The sequence below is a fragment of the Neisseria sp. Marseille-Q1983 genome (assembly GCF_018224585.1).
GTDB classification, from domain to species: Bacteria; Pseudomonadota; Gammaproteobacteria; order Burkholderiales; family Neisseriaceae; genus Neisseria; species Neisseria polysaccharea.
In genome coordinates, this window is record NZ_JAGTUI010000081.1 from 1 (window position 1) to 3,218 (window position 3,218).

General features: G+C 52.8%; 2 protein-coding genes. One reads left to right on the plus strand and one right to left on the minus strand.

Annotation, left to right across the window (positions count from 1 at the left end; genetic code table 11):
• Positions 1–1,278: OmpP1/FadL family transporter (locus tag KEM39_RS10990; RefSeq protein ID WP_211710038.1), on the plus strand; the 1,278-nt coding region annotated here is incomplete at its 5' end.
• A gap of 154 nt (positions 1,279–1,432) precedes the next feature.
• On the opposite strand, the gene KEM39_RS11735 is transcribed toward KEM39_RS10990, so the two are convergent.
• On the minus strand, positions 1,433–3,218 hold a 1,786-nt coding region (locus KEM39_RS11735; RefSeq protein ID WP_249182762.1), incomplete at its 5' end, for a hypothetical protein.

Consider the following 3,218-nt stretch of genomic DNA (forward strand, 5'->3'; position numbering starts at 1 on the left):
AGTACGGCAAATGCCGCCGCCGCAGAAGCCGCCGACGCATCGACCATCTTCTACAACCCCGCCGGTCTGACCAAACTCGACAGCAGCCAGATTTCCGTCAACGCCAACATCGTGTTGCCCAGCATTCATTATGAGGCAGATTCCGCCACCGACTTTACCGAGCTTCCCGTCCAAGGTTCTAAAAACGGCAAAATCACCAAAACCACGGTTGCGCCCCACATCTACGGCGCATACAAAGTCAACGACGACCTGACCGTGGGCTTGGGCGTGTACGTCCCCTTTGGCTCTGCCACCGAATACGAAAAAGATTCCGTGTTGCGCCACAACATCAACAAACTCGGTCTGACCAGCATCGCCGTCGAACCTGTCGCCGCGTGGAAACTCAACAACCGCCATTCCTTCGGCACAGGCATCATCGCACAACATACTTCCGCCGAACTGCGCAAATATGCCGACTGGGGGATTAAAAATAAAGTGCAAATGCTGCAATCTAATCCTACTGCCGCTGCTCAAATCAAAGCCGACGGACACGCCGATGTCAAAGGCAGCGATTGGGGCTTCGGCTACCAACTGGCGTGGATGTGGGACATCAACGACCGTGCGCGCATGGGCGTGAACTACCGTTCCAAAGTCTCGCACACGCTCAAAGGCGATGCCGAATGGGCGGCAGACGACGCGGCGGCGAAACAACAGTGGAATGGCAATATGCTCGCACCGCTCGGTTACACGGCGAATGAAAAAGCCAGTGTCAAAATCGTAACGCCTGAGTCTTTGTCCGTACACGGAATGTACAAAGTGTCCGACAAAGCCAACCTGTTCGGCGACGTAACTTGGACGCGCCACAGCCGCTTCAATAAAGCCGAACTGGTTTTTGAAAAAGAAAAAACCATCGGTATGAGCAAAAAATCCGACCGCACCACCATCACGCCCAACTGGCGCAACACCTACAAAGTCGGATTCGGAGGTTCTTATCAAATCAACGAACCGCTCCAACTGCGCGCCGGCATCGCTTTTGACAAATCGCCCGTCCGCAACGCCGACTACCGCATGAACAGCCTGCCCGACGGCAACCGCATCTGGTTCTCCGCCGGCATGAAATACAATATCGGTAAAAACCACGTCGTCGATGCCGCCTACACCCACATCCACATCAACGACACCAGCTACCGCACGGCGAAGGCAAGCGGCAACGATGTGGACAGCAAAGGCGCGTCTTCCGCACGTTTCAAAAACCACGCCGACATCATCGGCCTGCAATACACCTACAAATTCAAATAAACAGCCCGCCGTTTGATTGTAGAAATGCCGTCTGAACGCTTCCGTTTCAGACGGCATTGTTTTAGGCTCGATTGAAAACGAAGCAGGAAACACTGCCGCCATCCCCGTACAGACAGGAATGACGGGGTGCATTTTTATCCGGCAGCCGATACGCTTACCTCGGTATCCGGGAGAATATATGCAGAACCTCCTTCATATCAAAATGGTAGGGACGCTCGGGCAACAGGACGGCGGCGGGCAGCTTGGTGATGCCGTTCAATCCGCGCGGGAACAGCGCAATCCGCTCTTTGCCCTTTTCCGCATAATCTGCTTTGCGGTTGTGGACGGAAACCACTTCGCGGTGGCGGTAAAGCAGCGTGTTCATTTCGATATAGGCTTCGTTGTGGATGGCTGCCGACTGTTTCTGCAACACGTCAATCTGCCTGTTGAGCTTGTCGTTGGTTTTCATCAGCCTGTTGAAGAACGACGGTTGCTCCTGCAGTTTGGCGGTACAGGCTTCGATGCTTTCCGATACCGGCCCGAACTGTTCGAGGTATTTTTCCAGACAGTTTTCCAAGTCGGTCAGGCAGCCGGCCATCTTGCGGGAAAATTCTTCTTCAGGCTTTCCCTGCCGAATGGACAATATCTCGCGGCGGCGGTCTTCCATTGCGGAAATATAGGCGTTCATGCGGTCGGACATATTTTCCACATCCCTGCTCATCCACAGCGCGGGCAGCAGGCGGAAGTTTTCAAACGAATTGAAGATGCCGCCGAAAGACTGGCGGAAGGCGATATAAATATATTTCAAATCTTCCTCGCCCTTCGCCATACGCGTCAGGCAATAGTAGAACGGATCGAGGACGGTGTCGCCCAACAACCGCTCGAATTGGTCCAATCTGGCGGCAATCGCCTGCGTGCGTTCGACTTGCGCGGGGAATGGCGAAAACAGCAGCGGCAGGGCTTTTTTGTCGTAGTTTTCCTCTATCCTGTCCATCATATCGATGATTTCCCAGCTCACGCCGGATTGCAGCGAAAGAATCTGTTTCAAACCGTTGGCAAAACGCAGGGCATCATTCTGAGTGATGTTGCGGACGGGGATATGGATGGCGGTGTAATAGCGGTTGTAGCTGGTATAAAGTTTGTCTTCCGACAGGAAGCGGCGCAGGGAAAACGGAATATCGTCAGTGTAATAAGGCGCGATGGCGAAGATGTATTTTGACGTTCGGATAACTTCCAACTGGCGGGCGCGCTGTTCGGCAAACAATACTTTGTCAAACACCGGTTCGGGCATCTGCTTCACTTCGCGCGGGCGCATCATCGGAAAACTGTTGCCGAGCAGGTGCGATTTTAGGAACACTTCGCAGATATAGGTACAGATGATGTCCGAATCGAGATTGCGGGTATTTTCGGGGATTTCCCATTTGGTTTTGTTTTTCAATACCGCAGCGGCGGCGTAGATGAATTCGGTTTTCAGAATCTGTTTGAAATTTTCCCGTGCGCGCTTGCCTCCGGTATCGACATTTTTGATAACGGACAGCACGCTTTCGAGAATGTCGGCAATATAAACCGGCGATTCGCATTGCGCCAATACATTCAGGCGTTCCGCGATATGCCCCGCCAGCCGTTTGAGGTCGGGAATGGGAATATCCGTTGCCAAAGAAGAAAACGAAATGCGTTTTTTGGGAAGGTAAGTGAAAGAACCGTCGGCTTCGTTATAGCCTATGCCTTTTCGGGAAAGGATTTGCGTACAGGCGGCCTGACCGGCTTCGGGAGAAAGTGTTTTGAAGATTTCTGTCAGATTTTCCTGCCAATGGCAGTCGAGTTCGGGAAGGATTTGATTGAGTCTGAAACGGACGGCGTAAGGGATAAGGTCTTGCTCGAAATGTTCATTTTGCGGGGGGGGGGGGGGGGGGGAATGCAAAATGGCTCCTCGATATAGAGGGAACTTTTTAACTTTACGG